The sequence below is a fragment of the Methylomagnum ishizawai genome (genome assembly GCF_900155475.1).
In the GTDB taxonomy this organism is placed as follows: domain Bacteria; phylum Pseudomonadota; class Gammaproteobacteria; order Methylococcales; family Methylococcaceae; genus Methylomagnum; species Methylomagnum ishizawai_A.
In genome coordinates, this window is record NZ_FXAM01000001.1 from 1,732,120 (window position 1) to 1,747,607 (window position 15,488).

The following is a 15,488-nucleotide window of genomic DNA, read 5'->3' on the forward strand; positions in this document are numbered from 1 at the left end:
ATCGCCGGATCAACCCGGCTCAAGGCGACAACCCCGCCGGTATCCAGGACGGAGGCTGGTGCGTCAGCGCTTTTGACCGCCCAGCGTGCCCCGGTCCGTCCCATACGGATAGCCGGGCGCGGGTTCCCCCTGGCCGGGCGGATTCGGTTGGACCGGCGGCAGCGGGCGCACCGGATAGCCATAGCCCGGCCAGAAACCGCCCGGATAATAGACCGGCGGGACGGTTTGTGGTTGATTCTGCCATTGTTGCTGCTCGGCCATGCGGCGCTGGGCCTCGGCCTGGATTTCGGCGGCGCGGGCCGCTTCTTCCTGGGCGCGGATCAGGCGCTCCCGGTCTTCCCGTTCTTGTGCCTGGTGCTCCTGTTCCTCTTGTTCGAGCTTCCGCGTTTGCAGGCGGGCGACTTCCGCCGGGTCGGGCTGGACGACCTTGAGGTCCATTTCTTCGCAATAGAGGCCGGGTTCGTCGGTGAAATAAACGGGTTTGCCTGCTTCCTGGCAGCGGTAGACCGGGTTGGCTTGGACGGCGGGCGTGATGGATAGCAGGGTGGCGATCAGGGCAGGCTTGGGATTCATAGGCGTGGCTCCTGGCGGATGGATGTGCTTGGAAGGGCGGTGGTTCGCGGTCGGGTTCGACCTGTGGGTGTCCGGTGGGCGGGGAACGCCCGCGTCGCCTGCCATCCTATCGGCGAAACAATGTCCCAAGCTATCCGCGTCCTCCTGAATCTTGGCTTAATGGTGATAGGCCGCGTCCTGGGGGAAGGGTTCGCGCTCATGGGTGCGTTTCCGATTAGAGTAGGGGTCGGCAGTTTACCGCGGTCGACCCCGCTATATGGGCCTAGGGTTGCCGCGCCTCGCCGGAATTGGGGTCGATCATCAGCCCGGAGCTGTCCACCGCCTCGAAGGCATCGCCTTTGACGCCGCCCAGGAGATGCAGGAGGTCGTTGTCCCAGCGCGGGTCCGGCACGCCGGTCACATACCAATCCGAGCCGTTGTCGGCCAGGATCAGGCCATAGCGTTTCATCGCGGTCAGGAGTACCTGCGCTTGCGACGGATAGCTGCTGATATCGTAGCCGCGCTTGAGCCGGAACCTGAGTCCCATCGGTGGGAGGCTGGGATCGTCCGGGGCGCTGGTCTGGTGGCGGGCGGGCCAGACATGGCCGCGGGTGATATGGGCGGTGAAGCGCAGGGCGTGTTTGATCGCGCCTTTCGCCACCTCGTCATAACGCGCCAACCCTGGCAGGATGGGCAGGCCCGCCGCGTCGGCGGAGGTCCAGCCGTCCGGGCGGAGTGGGTTGCCACCCAGGTTGAAGATCGCCCCCGAACCCGCCCGCCAGGCCCCGGCGTTGGTTTTCTTGGTGTTCCAGGTTTCGTAGAGCAGGCAGCTATCGCGGTCCAGGATCAGCATATGGTGGTCGCTGGGATATTCGAGCTTGGGTTTGTTCGGAATGGGGTAGGGGCCGGGGTCGCTTTGACCGCTGTATTGGAAGCCGATGGCTACGGGCGCTTGGGTCGCCCGCACCACGTTGTAGGGGATGCCGATGGGACCGCCGTCCCAGTTGCCCGAGCCGAAGTCCATGTGGAGTCCGGTGGTCCGGCCCAGGGTGTCGATGTATTGCTTGGACAGGGGATGGACCGGCAGCTTGTCGATGCGGGTGTTCCAGATGTTGTTGGCGGGGAGCATCGGGCAGCCGTTCAGGCTGGGCGCGGCGGTCGCGGGGCCGGACGTGATCAAAACGGCGATAAGGACGAATGGGGATGGACGGGACATGGCGGTTCTCCGAGGGACGGGAAAGCCGCGGAGTTTAGGTGGCCTGCGCAACGTCGTTCGGGACCGATTTCCCAAATCCGGCAAGGAAGCGTAGTAGGATGGCCGGCGCAAGCCGCTTTATCTTTCATCAGCGCCAATCTCAGGAGGCAAGTATGATCCATCATTTTTCCCTGGCCGCCCGCGATCCTGGGCGGGTCGCCGGAGTGTTGGCCGAAGTCATCGGCGGCCAGGTGTTCGATTTCAGCCCGTTTCCGGGCAGCCGCATCGTGGTCGCCGACGACGGGCACGGCACGGCGATAGAGGTCTACCCGTTGGGTTTGGAACTGGCTCCCGGCACGGGGTCCGATCCGGTCCATGGCATCGACAATCCCGGCCCTTCCGATTTCACCGCGACCCATGCCGCCCTTTCGGTGGCCTTGGACGAGGTGGCGCTGTTGGAGATCGCCCATCGGGAAGGCTGGCGGGCGGTGGTCTGTGCCCGGACGGCGGAATTCCGGGTGGTCGAGTTCTGGCTGGAAAACCGGGTGATGCTCGAATTCCTGACGCCGGAGATGGCGCGGGATTATTTGCGGGCGATAGCGCCGGATAATTTTGAGCGGGCGCGGCGGGAAGCGTAGGATCAAACCCTCCAGGCTTTTATCGATTTATCGAAAAATCCGCCATGCATTTTTCCCAGATGAGTGGGTGTTGTTCACGCAAATCCTTGAAAGGGGGATGATGCTGTCCGGTTCCTATAAATATCCAGCCTAGTAGGCCATGCTCATCGTCGGCGGATAAGGATTCGAGCAGGTGGCTGGCGGAAAACGATGGGTTTTCCAGGAAATTATCGATAATGCGCGAAAGCCTGCGCAGCGTCTTCAAATATCCAGCCTCGAGCGCTTCCCGCCGATCCAAATGTAGGGTTTCCACGGTTTTCTCGCCTTTTGGCGACCAGGCATTGATCCGAGGATCGAACCGCGCCTTGATATGGCCAGTTTCAGGGATGAAATCTAGGTGTTCCCAAGGTTCTTCCTTGGTGGGGTCGATCAAGAGCGGACGTTTTCCATCGGTGGGGAAACGATTGCCTTTCAGTCGCCCGCACTCGGTGCAACATAACAACAGGTTCCGCCAGCGGAACATCCGTTTATGGTGGAGGGCTTTGGGCCTGAAATGCTCGATATCCGAGCCGTGCGAATCCAAGCAATACATGCAGCGTTCGCGGGAGCCCATCATTTTTTGAAGGGTTTTTAGCACCGCTTGCATGGTTTGGGTTTTCCGGGCGCTTTTCCATTCCTTTTCAATATCCAATACCCCAGCTTCGGCTTTACGGTTGGTATTTTTTTGGCACCGGCCCAAATACGCCACGGCCTTTTTGCCTAAAGGCAGGCGTTTCACACGCCGCATGGTTTATAGTTCCTCGGGATTCTTGGCGAATATTTCGAGTTGCTTGAACCGGCTTTCTTCTTCCTTGGTGAAGCTTCCGCCGCCACGCTTTTTGGCTTGCAACTTGGAATACTCAGCCCGGTTTTCGACCACACGGGGCGAGCGGGTATTTTTTAGATTGAATGCCGGACTAAGTAGAATCGTATCGGGCCTGGATATAACCACTTTTTGATATTCTTCGGGGGTTAAGGCGCGTGGCCGTTCGTCGCTGCCCGGTTCCGGCAGAACGAAGAGCCCATTGGGGTCCGCCGCTTGGCAGATCAACGGGCTATGGCTGGTGACGAGGAATTGGATGTTCGGAAAATGCCGGGTCAGCCAAAAGCCGATTTCCCGCTGCCATTCCGGGTGCAGATGGGCGTCGATTTCGTCTATTAAAACCACGCCGCTGCGCTTGATGATCACCTTGCCGTCGATTGTATCGAATAAACCATCGCTGCCATATTTGTTGATTAAATGCCGAACTATATCGGCTAGCAAGGCCAAGGCGGCACGATAACCATCGCTCATTTCGCTCCAGGCCAATCTTACCCCGTTTCTATCCTTAAGCCATAACCCATCTGAATCGACCCGATCCGCGCTGATTTGGTTGGGCATCAAATCATCGTTGAGCAGTTGCAGCAATAATTCCAATTGCGCTTTTTCTTCCGCTTTGTTTTCCAGCGCTTTATGATTTAGATTTCTGAGCCATAAATCGACTTCGGCCAAAGAGGCAGCTTCTTGGAACATGGTGACAAAACGTTCTGTCATCGGCGCGACCATTTGCCTTGTCGCGTCTGGCGAAGCACCGAATACCCGGCGGAAAGGACCATAACCGCAGGAGAACCAGCCTTTGGCATCCAATGACCATATGCTGCGTTGAGGAGCGGAATAATTTTTAGCTTTCCTTTCAGGAATAGCGGTTTGCAACAATGGTTCTTTTTCCCCATTTTCCAATAAGATTTTGGCAGGGAATTTTATAGGAGGATTTCTGCCAGGATCGGATATTGCGTCGTCGTCCGGGCAGCGGACAATCTCGATTTTGATAAAAGCTTCGTTGGTCGTGCCTTCACGTATCCAGCGGCGAAAACTAGGTTGCAAAGCCCTAGCGGTATCCTTCCCGGTCAGGCCAATGGCGATGGCTTTGAGCAGCGTGCTTTTCCCGGAACCATTATCCCCAGTGAATACGGTCCAGCCAGCATAGCGTCCGCCATCTCGGGTAAGGTCGAAATCCAATTCCGTGAAGCCACGGATGTTCTTTAAGGTGATCCGGCTGATATACATAATCGCCTGGGTGGATAAGGGTTAGCGTGGTGGGTTTTCCCGCCATTACTGGTGTGTGGAATGGCGGGAAATCCAAGATTTTATAAAGCCACCGTCACCGTCTTGACCTCGATATAATTCTCCAAGGCATAGCTGCCCAATTCCCGCCCGATCCCCGACATCTTGAACCCGCCGAACGGCGCGGCGGCGTCGAACACGTCATAGCAATTCACCCACACCGTCCCGGCCTTCAACTCGGCGGCGAGGCGGTGGGCCTTGCCGATATCCCGCGTCCACATGGCGGCGGCGAGGCCGTACAAGCTGCAATTGCCACGGGCGATGACCTCGTCCACATCCTTGAACGGAATCACCGACAGCACCGGCCCGAAGATTTCTTCCTGGGCGATGGTCATGCCGTCGTCCACATCGGCGAACACTGTCGGTTCGATGAAATAACCGCGCTCGCCAACCCGCCCGCCGCCGCGCACCAACTTCGCGCCTTGCTCGCGGCCCGTTTGGATGTAACCCATGATCTTGTCGAATTGCTCCTGGCTGACCTGCGGGCCTTGGGTGGTGTTGGGATCGAAGGGGTCGCCCACGATTTGCCGGGCGGTGCGGGTGGCGACCCGCTCCACGAATTCGTCGTAGACCTTCTGTTCCACGAACAGCCGCGAACCGGCGCAGCAGCATTGCCCCTGGTTGAAGAACAGCCCGAAGAACGCGCCCTCGACGGCGGCGTCCAGGTCGCTGTCGGCGAACACGATGTTCGGGCTTTTGCCACCGAGTTCCAGGGTGACGCGCTTGAGGTTGGAGCGGGCGGCGGCCTGCATGATGATCTTGCCGACCTCGGTCGAGCCGGTGAACGCCACCTTGTCGATGTCCATGTGTTCGGCGATGGCCGCGCCCGCCGTCGGCCCGAAGCCGGAAATCAGGTTGATGACCCCCGGCGGGAAGCCCGCTTCCATGGCTAATTCGCCCATCCGCAGCGCCGACAGCGGCGTCTGCTCGGCGGTTTTCATCACGATGGTGCAACCCGCCGCCAGCGCCGGACCCCATTTCCAGGCCAGCATCAACAGCGGGAAATTCCAAGGGATAATCTGTCCGACCACGCCCACCGGCTCGTGCCGGGTATAGGTGAAGTGGTTGCCGCGGATGGGGATGGTCTTGCCTTCCAACTTGTCGGCCCAACCGGCGTAATAGCGCAGGCAATCGATGGCCAGGGGCAGGTCGGCATTGCGGCTGTCACGGATGGGCTTGCCGTTGTCGAGGGTTTCCAGCGCGGCCAGTTCGTCGATGTGTTGTTCCATCAGATCGGCCAGGCGGTACATGAGGCGTCCGCGTTCGCGGGCGTCCATCTTGCGCCATGGGCCTTGTTCGAAGGCGCGGCGGGCGGCTGCGACGGCGCGGTCCACGTCTTCCTTGTCACCTTCGGCCACGCGGGCGATGACCGCGCCGGTGGCGGGGTTCAGGGTCTCGAAAGTCTTGCCGCTGGCGGCGTCTTGCCAGACGCCATCGATCAAGAGTTGGGTTTGGCGGATAGCTACGGGGCTTGGATTGCTCATGGCTTGCTCGCTAGGGCTGGGGTTGTAAGCGGCGGGTTAGGGTCTCCCGCTCTGTCCGGGCCGCGATTTTTTTACAATCGCCGCCCTCGAATCTGAGAGCATATAGCGTCCCAAATCATTCGGAAATCGCCATGAACGACGAATTGATCGCCCGCATCAAAAAAGGCCTCGCGTCCCGCTATCCCTTGTTCTATGTGTTGTGCCGGGAAGAGGAGCGGCTGGAAAGCGTCCTCGGCCATGTTTCCCGGATGCACTACCAGGATAACCGTCCGGTGGTGTCCTGGTCGGCCTCGCGGGGTTTCCGCAACCTGGGGAAAAAGGAACTGGCCCATAACGATCCCTTGCAAGCCTTGAACGCCATCCTCAACGCCGAACAGGACGGGTTTTTCCTGCTCAAGGATTTGCCCGCCCTGTTCGATAGCCAGCCCTTGGTCTTGCGCGGCCTGCGCGATCTTTATACCGAGCTGGGTGATAAGAACCGCGCCGTCTTCATTTCCTATCCCGAGTTGAAATTGCCGGAAGGCTTGAAGGACCAGGTGTTCATGGTGGATTTGGGCAGTCCTGGCGAAGCCGAAATCCTGGAATATCTCAAGGCGGTGGATACCAAACTGGAGTTGAAGGGGAGTTTCTCCGAGGATTGGTTTTTCCGTGCCGCCAACGCCATGAAGGGCATGACCTTGAACGAGGTGCGGCATTTGTTATTGCGCCTGATCCGCGAAAAGCGTTTCGATATCGAGGGTGCCCTGCCGGAAATCTACGAGGAAAAAACCCTCTCCTTGCTCAAAGAGGGCTGTTTGCAATTCGTGCCGAAAATCATCCCGGTGGAGAAGGTCGGCGGCTTGGATATTCTCAAGGAATGGGTTTTGAGCCGGAAATCCTTATTCAACAAGCAAGCCTTCGATGCGGGAGCGCCTTTGCCCGCCGGTATCCTGTTCATGGGCGTCAGCGGTTGCGGCAAGAGTATGGCGGCCAAGGTGATCGCCAGCGCTTGGAACCTGCCGCTGGTGCGCCTGGATATGAATTTGGTGATGTCGGGTGCCTATGGTTCGCCCGAGTATGCCTTCGACCACGCGGTGAAGGTGGCCCAGAATATCTCGCCCATCGTGCTGTGGATCGACGAGATGGAGAACAGCTTCGGCTATGACGAAATGTCGGGCAGCAGCGGCGGCAATAACAGCATCTTTTCCAGCTTCCTGACCTGGATGCAGGAAAAGCCGCCCAGCGTGTTCGTGGTCGCCACCGCCAACCGTATCCAGAAACTCCCGGCGGAAATCATCCGTAAAGGCCGTTTCGACGAGCTATTCTTCCTGGATTTGCCCAGCGACGAGGAGCGGCGGGCGATTTGGGGTATCCATCTCAGGAATTACGGGGTCGATCCCGAAGCTTTGAACATGAATTTCCTGTCGGCTTTGACCAAGGATTGGAGCGGGGCCGAGATCGAGCAGGCGGTGAAATCCTCGCGCATCCGCGCCCAGAGCGAGGGTCGGGAATTGGCCGAGAAGGATATCACCCATGTCACCGGGCGCATGGTGCCCTTGTCGCGGACCATGGAGGAGCAGATCAAGGCTTTGCGGCAGTGGTCGAAGACGCGGGCCACGCCTGCGTCCAGGGTGGAAGGTTAGTCTCGCAGGGTAGGGCGACCCGTGCGCTGGTTCCCCAACTCTGCTTGTGAGTCAGCGAACGGACCATTTGTTTTCAAAATCAAAATCAAGATCAAGATCAAGACGATGAATAGCGATAGCTCCTCCATAGCCGCCGCCACGGCCACGGGCCGTCCCGACCTCGACCAACGGGCGCGCCCGGCCACCGGTTGGGTCTTCCTCGGGCTGCTGGTCGGTGGCCTGCTGTTCACCGGCTACAACCTTTTCCACGATGTGACCGCGCCCAGCGTCGGTACCCTGGCTTGGCTACCCTTCCTGCTGCTGGGGGTCGCCCTGTTCATCGCCCTGGGTTTCGAGTTCGTCAACGGTTTCCACGACACCGCCAACGCCGTGGCCACGGTGATCTATACCCATTCCCTGCCGCCGCTGGTCGCCGTGTTGTGGTCGGGCACCTTCAACTTCCTCGGCGTTCTGGTATCCAGCGGCACGGTGGCTTTCGGCATCATCGCGCTGTTGCCGGTGGAGCTGATCCTACAAGTCGGTTCCAACGCCGGTTTCGCGATGGTGTTCGCCTTGCTCATCGCCGCCATTATTTGGAATCTCGGCACCTGGTGGTTGGGCCTGCCCGCCTCGTCCTCGCATACCATGGTCGGTTCCATCGTCGGCGTCGGGGTCGCCAATGCGCTGATGCACGGGCGCGCCGGTACCGGCGGCGTGGATTGGTCGCAGGTCGCCAAGGTGGGTTATTCCCTGCTGTTGTCGCCGATCATCGGCTTTTGCTGCGCCGCGCTGTTGTTGCTGGCCTTGCGGGCGTTGGTGAAGCACCCCGAACTCTACCAACAACCCCAGGACCGGCAGCCGCCGCCCTGGTGGGTGCGCAGCTTGTTGATCCTGACCTGTACCGGGGTTTCCTTCGCCCATGGTTCCAATGATGGCCAGAAGGGCATGGGCCTCATCATGTTGATCCTGGTGGGCACGGTGCCGACCGCCTATGCCCTGAACCACGCCATGCCGCCCGACCAGATGACCCAGTTCGTCGCCCTGGCGCAGGCCACCCAGCGGGCCGTGGCGGATGCGGCACCCGGTCCGGCACCCGCCGATCCGCGTGCCGCGCTGGCCGATTACGTGCGTACCCATAACCCGGTGCCGGAAACCTTGCCGGCCCTGGCGGCCCTGGCCGGGGACATCGGTATCCAAGTGAAGCGGCACGGCCATCTCGACCAGATGCCGACGGCGGCGGTGACCAATGTCCGCAACGACATGTATCTGGTTTCGGAAACCATCCGCTTGTTGGAAAAATCCGGTTCGGCGGCGCTGGGGGCCGATGCCGGGGAGAACTTACAGGCGTTCAAACAATCCATCGACGCGGCCACCAAATTCATCCCGACCTGGGTGAAAGTGGCGGTGGCCATCGCGCTGGGCTTGGGGACGCTGGTGGGCTGGAAGCGCATCGTGGTCACGGTGGGGGAGAAGATCGGCAAGAGCCACCTGACCTATGGCCAGGGGGCGGTGGCGGAAGTGGTGGCGATGTTGACTATCGGCGAGGCCGATGCTTTCGGCCTGCCGGTATCCACCACCCATGTGTTGTCCTCGGGGGTGGCCGGCACCATGGCGGTGAGCGGTTCCGGCCTGCAATTCGCCACCCTCCGCAATCTGATGCTGGCCTGGGTGCTGACCCTGCCGGCGGCGATCACGCTGTCGGCCTGCCTGTATTGGATGTTCGCGCAGTGGTTATAGGCGGGTGCCGGAACCCACCATCAAACAGCCCCCGCCCGAGTGGTATCATGCCGCTTGATTCCAACCATCGGCGTTCCTGGTGGACGCCGATTTGTTTCAAGCACTTAGGCATTTACGATGACCACGATACGCACCCGTTTCGCCCCCAGCCCCACCGGCTACCTCCACATCGGTGGCGCCCGCACCGCGCTGTTTTCCTGGCTCTATGCCCGTAAGCACGGCGGCACCTTCGTCCTCCGTATCGAGGACACCGACCTCGAACGCTCCACCGCCGAGTCGGTGAACGCCATTTTGGAAGGCATGACCTGGCTGGGCTTGGAATACGACGAGGGTCCGTTCTACCAAACCCACCGCTTCGACCGCTATAAGGCGGTGATCCAACAATTGCTGGACCAGGGCAAGGCTTACCATTGCTATTGCACCAAGGAAGAGCTGGACGCGATGCGGGCCGAGCAAATGGAGAACAAGGAAAAGCCCCGCTACGATGGCCGTTGCCGCCACCGCGCCGAACCCCGCGAGGGCGTGCCCCCGGTGGTGCGTTTCCGCAACCCGGACGAGGGCGAGGTGGTGATCGAGGATTGGGTGCGGGGCCGGGTGGTGGTCAAGAACGGCGAATTGGACGATCTCATCATCGCCCGTTCCGATGGCTCGCCCACCTATAATTTCACCGTGGTGGTGGACGACCACGATATGAACATCACCCACGTCATCCGTGGCGACGACCACCTGAACAACACGCCGCGGCAGATGAATATCCTGGCGGCCCTGGGCGCGAGCATCCCGCATTATGCCCATGTGCCGATGATCCTGGGCGCGGACGGGGCGCGGCTCTCCAAGCGTCATGGCGCGGTCAGCGTCATGCAGTACCGCGACGACGGCTATTTGCCGGAAGCGGTGCTGAATTATCTGGTGCGGCTGGGCTGGTCCCATGGCGACCAGGAGATTTTCTCCATCGACGAGATGATCCAACTCTTCGATATCGACGCGATCAATCATTCGGCCTCGACCTTCAACCCGGACAAGCTGCTGTGGTTGAACCATCATTATTTGATGCACGGCGACCCGGCGCATGTGGCCCGTCATCTGTCCTGGCATCTGGGGCAACTCGGCATCGATCCCAGCGCGGGACCGGACCCGGTGGAAATCGTCAAAGCCCAGCGAGAGCGCTGCAAGACCTTGGTGGAAATGGCGAAGGCCAGCGAGTTTTTCTACCGCGAGTTCGAGCAATACGATGACAAGGCCGCCCACAAGAACCTGACGCCTGCCGCCGCCGCGGCGCTCGAAGCCCTGCGGGAGAATCTGGCCGGACTGACGCCTTGGGGCAAGACCGCCCTCCATGAGGCCGTGGCGGCGACGGCGGAAGCCTTGGGCGTGAAAATGGGCAATGTCGCCCAGCCTTTGCGGGTGGCGGTGTCCGGCACGGCGGTTTCGCCGCCTATCGACACCACCTTGGAATTGCTGGGTCAAAACCAGACCTTGGCGCGGATCGACCGCGCCTTGGAATTTATCGCGAAAAAAAGCTAGACAAGCAGTCCGGGTTACTATATTATTCTCGGACTCACAGCGCAGTGGGGCCATAGCTCAGCTGGGAGAGCGCTACAATGGCATTGTAGAGGTCGGGAGTTCGATCCTCCCTGGCTCCACCAAATGTGACCCGAGTCCAAGTCCCCATCGTCTAGAGGCCTAGGACACCGCCCTTTCACGGCGGCGACGGGGGTTCGAATCCCCCTGGGGACGCCATATAAAAAAACCCGGTTTGACCGGGTTTTTTTATGCCTGTTGTTCGATGGAATGAACGAACCCGATGCAAACCGACCCGCCCCCGTCCCAGTCGAGCGGCCATGGCGCTGGCTTGAATTATACCCGCCTATGGCAAGCGATGGCCTGGGGCATGGTCCTCGCCGTTGCCTGGCTCAGCTTGATACCCCATCCGCCCCAGCCTCCCGCCCTCCTGGGCTGGGACAAAGCCCAGCATCTGCTCGCCTATGCCAGCCTCATGTTTTGGTTCCGGCAGGTGTTCGCGGGGCGTGGGCGCTGGCCGGTGTTCCTGCTGGTCCTCGGAATCACGCTCGAATGTCTCCAAGGTTTGGGCGGGTTCCGAACCTTCGATCCAGCCGATATGGTGGCCAATACGGCGGGGGTCGGTGCGGGTCTGTGGCTCGCGGGCACCCCCTTGGGCAAGAGCTTACGCGGCCTCGACCACATTCTTAGCAAAATACTACCACCCCGGTTCCGGCGATAAGGAGGATGGCGCTTCTTAGGGATGCTAAGACACGGGGTGTTACGAAAAAGGTACGGTCATCAGTGGCGAAGGTGATATGGCGGGTTGGTAATAAGGTCCGCAGGCGCGGTATCAGCGAATTGCTAATCACTATGTTCAATATTTATGTCACAAGTCAAATGTCTTTCGTAGCGCGGCTTGCGCCTCATGGCCGGATTTGGCCCAAGCGCTCGATGGTTTCTGGCGCGGTTGGCCTGCTTTAATGACCATAAGTGATCTTGGTTTCTGTCTACGTTTCTCTGGCGACGCTTTATCTTATGCTGGTACCATATTTCTGTGCCGTATCTCCCAAATCTCAAATTATGCGAAATTTTACAATACAGGTAGGGCACGATGCCAAACGTATAAGCGGAACGGGGCGAACGGCAAGTTTATCGGTGATTTGACCCTTATATATCCTGGAAACTTCGGGTTGGAGCAAACGTTGCATGTGGTCTTGGTGGCCGTTGCGCCTACTCACCAGCCCGTTCTTTTACAGCCGGAAGTTGATGCTTAAAGCTCTCCGCACCTTAGTGTGCTAGGAGACCAAATCTCAGTAAAATTTTTAGGAAAAGCAGCTATGAAAAAAATCTTTGCTGGCTCATTGATGGCAATAAGCGCCCTCGCTTTTGCCGATGCCTCTCATGCGGGGCTCGCTTTCATCAATGGGAGCGCATCTTTGGGCGGGACAGCGTTCACCATTTCAGGAACTGATTTATCCAATCCTGGAAATGTGACTTTCTCCCCCCTGGTGGTTAATAGTCTTATTCCTCCTACAGGAGACCTTGCCCCTATCAGCCCCACCGTTACTTCCCTAACCCCTAATCCATATATCCTCCAAGTTAACGCCGGAACCGCAACCTTGGGTAGTTTCGCCATATCCGGACCCAGCGGATTTGGTACGTTCACGCCCTCCGCTTATCAGATAGTGACGCAGACTGCTACATTTTTAAATGTAATTGTTTCTGGTATTTATCATGCCGGTACGCTGACGGGCACCCAGGCGGGCGGTTGCAACACCGGGGGTAATACCTGTGAAGATACCAGTGCCAGCATAAACTGGGCTTTAATCAAAGTGGGGTCTGCCACTTCGGGTAATGCGGTTTTGAGCGTCGTGCCCGAACCCGCCACCTTGCTTTTATTGGGCGCGGGTCTCGCTGGTATGGCCACCCGCGTTCGCCGCTCTACACCCGTAAGTGCCTAACTCGATGGTGCCGGATAGAGCCGCTCATGTTGCTTTATCCGGCCATCGCGATGGCCCAGATAAGCCCGGCTTGTCTGGGTTTTTTTACGGCTGAAAACCGGCGTTTTTGCCGGCATCGAGACGGTCGTGCCCAGCCACGGACCGGGGCGTGGCCTGCGGGGCGGTCTTCTCCAGTCTATCCTCGCCTACGGGGCTGGGTGGGGCCATGGCGGTTGCGCCGCGATCCCCAGACCGGATTGCAACGGGTTGCCGCGGCGCGGTTCCTCGATTTACCTTTGGAACATGGATCGTTCCCGGACCGGAGGGCTTATACGGGGTGGGTGGATTCTGTAATATCTTCGCCAAGCCCTGGCAGTACCATCCCCGCAGCGTGAATATTTCCCCCGGTAAATTCAGGACGCTCAGCCTCTCGGAGCAGCAGGCGGGGCGGACCTTGTCGATACAGCGCAGTTTCGCGCTGCTCGCCTTCTTCAACGGCATGGTCCTGGTGGCCCTGGTCGCCAGCTCGATGCTGTTGCTGAACGCCGCCCAGAAGCTGAACCAGACCCATCTATTGCGTTACCAGTCCTATCTCCTGGCCGACGAGCTCCGGCAAAACTCGGACACTTTGAGCCGCCTCGCCCGGACCTACGCGGTGACCGGCGATCCGGTATGGGAGCGGCGCTATTGGGAGACCCTGGCCATCCGCGATGGCGGACAGCCCCGTCCCCAAGGTTATGCGGTCCTGGATTGGGATAGCACGGTGGCGGACCCCGGTTTCCGGGTCGATACCCCGGCGACCCAGGTACCCTGGACCCGGCGCATGGAGCGGCTTGGGTTTTCCCCCCAGGAAATCGCCCAATTCACCCAAGCCGAGGCCGATATGGGCGAATTGCTCAAGGTCGAGGCCACCGCCCTCAACGCTGTCAAGGGCGTGTTCGCGGACGCGCGAGGCGGATTGGTGCGGGGCAAGCCCGACCCGGCCCTGGCCCAGCGCTTGCTGTACGATACGGCCTACCACGCGGCCAAGGCCGGGATCATGCGCTCCATCGGCGCGGCCTACGACCTGTTGGACGCCCGCACCCGGCGCCAGGTCCGGCTGGACACCCAACTCCAGGAGCAATGGCTGGACCTCACCCTCTTGTTGGTCATCCTGATGGGGATGTCCGCCATCGCCTCCTACCAGATCATCCGCCGCTATATTGTCAACCCCCTGACCTCGCTGGCGGAGGAGGCCCACCGCATCGCCGACGGCCATTGGGACGGGCGCTTGACCGTCTATTCGGGCGACGAGGTCGGGCGCTTGACGGCGGCGTTCAACGCGGCGCTGGATAGGATGTCCGAGGCGCTCAAGGCCGCCGACGCCGCCAACCGGGGTATGGCCGCCGCCCATAAGCAGATCGACGACTCCATCGACTACGCCCGCTTGTTGCAGCGCACCATCCTGCCCGAGCGCCAATTGCTGCGGGTTTTCGCCGAGGACCATTGCGTGTTGTGGCAGCCCAGGGACCGGGTGGGTGGTGACTTCTATGTATTCCACGGCGACGATGGCCGCTGTTTGATCGGCATCGGCGATTGCGCCGGGCATGGTGTGCCGGGGGCGATGATGACCATGCTGGCCCGCGCCGGCATCGACCGCGCCATCTATCAGACCGGTATCGCATCGCCCGCCGCCGTCCTCGCCAAGACCGACGAGGTGATGCGGGCCATGTTGGCCGACGCCCATCTCACGCGGACGGTGGCGACCAGCATGGATGTCGGGTTGGTCCACCTGGACCGGACGGCGCGGACCCTGCGCTTCGCCGGGGCCAAGATCGGCCTGTATTGGAGCGATGGCGCGGCGGTGGGCGAGGTCGCGGGCGAACGGCGGGCCCTGGCCGACCGCCGCCCCGGCACCTACCGCGACCACGACCTGGATTGGCGGGAAGACCGCACCTATTACCTGACCACGGACGGTTTCCTCGACCAGGCCGGCGGGGAGCATGGCTTCGGCTTCGGCGGTGGCCGCTTCGCCGCGATGCTGCGCGAACATGCCCGCCTGCCTTTGGCCGAGCAAGGGGCCGCGTTCAATGAAGTACTCTCGCGTTACCGCGGGGAACTGGCCCAGCGCGACGATATCACCTTGTTATCCTTCCGGCTCACCGTATGAGCCACCCACCCCGGTGCGAACCATGAAAACCCCCAGCCTATATTCCTTGCGGGAACGCTTCAACGGCGAGAATATCCTGATCTGCTTCAACGGCCCGATTTCCCGGAGCTTGATCGAGGAAATCGGCAACGCCCTGCGCAATTATCTCCAATCCGCCGAGGTCCGGGCCGCGGCGGTGATGGATGTGTTCAGCGTCTATATCGAGATGAGCCAGAATATCCGCCATTACGCCATCAGCCATGGCTATGGCGAAGCCGAGGCCACGGCCACGGTGGTGATCGCCAACGACGAGCGGGGGCATTACACGGTGTCGGCGGGTAACCTGGTGGAAGTGGCCGACGGCGCGGCCTTGAAGGCCCGGGTCGAAACCCTCGCCACCCTCGATAAGGTCCAGCTCAAGGCCGCCTACAAAGAGCGGCTCCGCAAGCCCCGCGAACCGGGCGCCACCGGGGCCGGGCTCGGCCTGATCGAAATCGCCCGCAAAGCCAGCGAACCCCTGGAGGCCAGCCTCGACGAGCTGGGTTCGGGCCGGGCCTTTTTCAGCCTCCGCGCAACTATTTAAACCGG

At 60.5% G+C, this 15,488-nt stretch carries 13 protein-coding genes and 2 tRNA genes; 10 read left to right on the top strand and 5 right to left on the bottom strand.

Annotated elements, in window-relative coordinates; translation table 11 throughout:
* Window positions 1-63 precede the first annotated feature (63 nt).
* Both B9N93_RS07850 and B9N93_RS07855 read right to left on the bottom strand, forming a co-directional pair.
* Window positions 64-573: a hypothetical protein gene (locus B9N93_RS07850; RefSeq protein WP_085212466.1), complete on the bottom strand. Its 510-nt coding sequence runs from the start codon at window positions 571-573 to the stop codon at window positions 64-66.
* Window positions 574-835: 262 nt separating this feature from the next.
* Entirely contained in the window at window positions 836-1,768 is a 933-nt protein-coding gene (locus B9N93_RS07855; protein WP_085212468.1) for a hypothetical protein, read from the bottom strand.
* A gap of 152 nt (window positions 1,769-1,920) precedes the next feature.
* Here B9N93_RS07855 and B9N93_RS07860 point away from each other — a divergent pair, with 152 nt between their 5' ends.
* A complete protein-coding gene (locus tag B9N93_RS07860; protein WP_085212470.1) occupies window positions 1,921-2,385 on the top strand; it encodes a hypothetical protein in 465 nt (154 codons plus the stop codon).
* A gap of 19 nt (window positions 2,386-2,404) precedes the next feature.
* Here B9N93_RS07860 and B9N93_RS07865 read toward each other — a convergent pair whose 3' ends face one another.
* The 3 genes from B9N93_RS07865 to B9N93_RS07875 all read right to left on the bottom strand — a co-directional run bounded on the left by B9N93_RS07865 (window position 2,405) and on the right by B9N93_RS07875 (window position 5,991).
* Window positions 2,405-3,151, bottom strand: a complete 747-nt coding sequence (locus B9N93_RS07865; protein ID WP_085212471.1) for an HNH endonuclease family protein — start codon at window positions 3,149-3,151, stop codon at window positions 2,405-2,407.
* A gap of 3 nt (window positions 3,152-3,154) precedes the next feature.
* On the bottom strand, window positions 3,155-4,450 hold the full coding sequence (locus B9N93_RS07870; RefSeq protein ID WP_085212473.1) for an AAA family ATPase: 1,296 nt from the start codon (window positions 4,448-4,450) through the stop codon (window positions 3,155-3,157).
* A gap of 80 nt (window positions 4,451-4,530) precedes the next feature.
* Complete coding sequence (locus tag B9N93_RS07875; protein ID WP_085212475.1) at window positions 4,531-5,991, bottom strand: aldehyde dehydrogenase family protein; 1,461 nt, start codon at window positions 5,989-5,991, stop codon at window positions 4,531-4,533.
* Window positions 5,992-6,122: 131 nt separating this feature from the next.
* On the opposite strand from B9N93_RS07875, the gene B9N93_RS07880 reads away from it, so the two are divergent.
* The 9 genes from B9N93_RS07880 (at window position 6,123) to siaB (ending at window position 15,483) form a co-directional block, all read left to right on the top strand.
* Window positions 6,123-7,613 (top strand): AAA family ATPase, encoded by a 1,491-nt coding sequence (locus B9N93_RS07880; RefSeq protein WP_085212477.1) that lies wholly within the window; start codon window positions 6,123-6,125, stop codon window positions 7,611-7,613.
* Between the two features lie 105 nt (window positions 7,614-7,718).
* Window positions 7,719-9,329 carry an inorganic phosphate transporter gene (locus tag B9N93_RS07885; RefSeq protein WP_085212479.1) on the top strand — a complete coding sequence of 537 codons (1,611 nt, stop codon included), beginning with the start codon at window positions 7,719-7,721 and terminating at the stop codon, window positions 9,327-9,329.
* A gap of 117 nt (window positions 9,330-9,446) precedes the next feature.
* Complete coding sequence (gene gltX / locus B9N93_RS07890; protein WP_085212481.1) at window positions 9,447-10,853, top strand: glutamate--tRNA ligase; 1,407 nt, start codon at window positions 9,447-9,449, stop codon at window positions 10,851-10,853.
* 46 nt (window positions 10,854-10,899) lie between these two features.
* Window positions 10,900-10,975, top strand: a tRNA-Ala gene (locus tag B9N93_RS07895).
* Between the two features lie 18 nt (window positions 10,976-10,993).
* Window positions 10,994-11,069: transfer RNA gene (locus B9N93_RS07900), tRNA-Glu, on the top strand.
* 64 nt (window positions 11,070-11,133) lie between these two features.
* A complete protein-coding gene (locus B9N93_RS07905) occupies window positions 11,134-11,571 on the top strand; it encodes a VanZ family protein (protein ID WP_085212483.1) in 438 nt (145 codons plus the stop codon).
* Between the two features lie 598 nt (window positions 11,572-12,169).
* Window positions 12,170-12,793 (top strand): PEP-CTERM sorting domain-containing protein, encoded by a 624-nt coding sequence (locus B9N93_RS07910; RefSeq protein WP_085212485.1) that lies wholly within the window; start codon window positions 12,170-12,172, stop codon window positions 12,791-12,793.
* 316 nt (window positions 12,794-13,109) lie between these two features.
* Window positions 13,110-14,921, top strand: coding sequence for a SpoIIE family protein phosphatase (locus B9N93_RS07915; RefSeq protein ID WP_176225189.1), 1,812 nt, complete (start codon window positions 13,110-13,112; stop codon window positions 14,919-14,921).
* 22 nt (window positions 14,922-14,943) lie between these two features.
* Window positions 14,944-15,483: a biofilm regulation protein kinase SiaB gene (gene siaB, locus B9N93_RS07920; RefSeq protein ID WP_085212489.1), complete on the top strand. Its 540-nt coding sequence runs from the start codon at window positions 14,944-14,946 to the stop codon at window positions 15,481-15,483.
* Window positions 15,484-15,488 lie beyond the last annotated feature (5 nt).

Bases quoted from the DNA above. Each gene is read 5' to 3' on its own strand.
- B9N93_RS07865 (WP_085212471.1), bottom strand. From the start codon at position 3,151: ATGCGGCGTGTGAAACGCCTGCCTTTAGGCAAAAAGGCCGTGGCGTAT.
- B9N93_RS07885 (WP_085212479.1), top strand. From the start codon at position 7,719: ATGAATAGCGATAGCTCCTCCATAGCCGCCGCCACGGCCACGGGCCGT.
- B9N93_RS07855 (WP_085212468.1), bottom strand. From the start codon at position 1,768: ATGTCCCGTCCATCCCCATTCGTCCTTATCGCCGTTTTGATCACGTCC.
- gltX (WP_085212481.1), top strand. From the start codon at position 9,447: ATGACCACGATACGCACCCGTTTCGCCCCCAGCCCCACCGGCTACCTC.
- B9N93_RS07850 (WP_085212466.1), bottom strand. From the start codon at position 573: ATGAATCCCAAGCCTGCCCTGATCGCCACCCTGCTATCCATCACGCCC.
- B9N93_RS07860 (WP_085212470.1), top strand. From the start codon at position 1,921: ATGATCCATCATTTTTCCCTGGCCGCCCGCGATCCTGGGCGGGTCGCC.
- B9N93_RS07905 (WP_085212483.1), top strand. From the start codon at position 11,134: ATGCAAACCGACCCGCCCCCGTCCCAGTCGAGCGGCCATGGCGCTGGC.
- B9N93_RS07875 (WP_085212475.1), bottom strand. From the start codon at position 5,991: ATGAGCAATCCAAGCCCCGTAGCTATCCGCCAAACCCAACTCTTGATC.
- siaB (WP_085212489.1), top strand. From the start codon at position 14,944: ATGAAAACCCCCAGCCTATATTCCTTGCGGGAACGCTTCAACGGCGAG.
- B9N93_RS07870 (WP_085212473.1), bottom strand. From the start codon at position 4,450: ATGTATATCAGCCGGATCACCTTAAAGAACATCCGTGGCTTCACGGAA.
- B9N93_RS07910 (WP_085212485.1), top strand. From the start codon at position 12,170: ATGAAAAAAATCTTTGCTGGCTCATTGATGGCAATAAGCGCCCTCGCT.
- B9N93_RS07880 (WP_085212477.1), top strand. From the start codon at position 6,123: ATGAACGACGAATTGATCGCCCGCATCAAAAAAGGCCTCGCGTCCCGC.